Origin of the sequence: Caballeronia choica, from assembly GCF_001544535.1 — a bacterium.
In the GTDB taxonomy this organism is placed as follows: Bacteria; Pseudomonadota; Gammaproteobacteria; order Burkholderiales; family Burkholderiaceae; genus Caballeronia; species Caballeronia choica.
Genome location: NZ_FCON02000588.1, coordinates 1 through 649, shown reverse-complemented (window position 1 = coordinate 649; position 649 = coordinate 1). Strand labels below are relative to the sequence as shown.

Sequence of the window (649 nt, the reverse complement as noted above, 5' to 3'; positions counted from 1 at the left end):
TGGCGAGGAATGCCGTCGAAGCTCTTTTTCGCGGAGCGCGTACTGCACGACATCTGTAGCGCGTACTACTCGCATCCTCACGCGTGGAGTCAGATCGGCTTCGGCGGCCCCGCGAATCCGCGCGGCTACGTACGCATGTACTTCGACCGGCGCGATCCGTGGGAAGCAGTCGAAGCAAGCCCCGGCGACCATGACAAGGCTCGCGTGGAGAACCAGCATGCTCGATGATGCCCAGCATCATCCGCGTGGCAAGAACGGACGCGCGCCGAACGTCTTTCGTGTAGGCGCCTGGACGCCGATGCGAGAATTTCCGCAGGACGAAGCGGTCGACTTCGTGATCGTCGGCACCGGTGCGGGCGGTGGCACGCTTGCGTGCCGTCTCGCTGAGAAGGGCTTCAACGTGGTCGCATTCGATGCGGGCGCATGGTGGCGCCCACTTGAAGAGTTCGCATCGGACGAAACGCATCAGCAGAAGCTTTACTGGACCGACGAGCGCATCTGCGACGGCGAAGATCCGCTCCAACTCGGCAGCAACAATAGCGGCAAGGCGGTGGGCGGAAGCACCGTGCACTTCGCGATGGTGTCGTTGCGCTTTCGCCCGGAGTGGTTCAAGTCGAAGAGCCTCCTTGGCTATGGCGCGGACTGGCCC

The 649-nt window shown here is 63.2% G+C and carries 2 pseudogenes; both read left to right on the top strand.

What is annotated here, in order from left to right:
* Window positions 1-228 (top strand): annotated as a pseudogene (locus tag AWB68_RS45870) (gluconate 2-dehydrogenase subunit 3 family protein); the annotation flags it as partial.
* Window positions 218-649 (top strand): annotated as a pseudogene (locus AWB68_RS45865) (GMC family oxidoreductase); the annotation flags it as partial. The pseudogenes AWB68_RS45870 and AWB68_RS45865, both read left to right, overlap by 11 nt.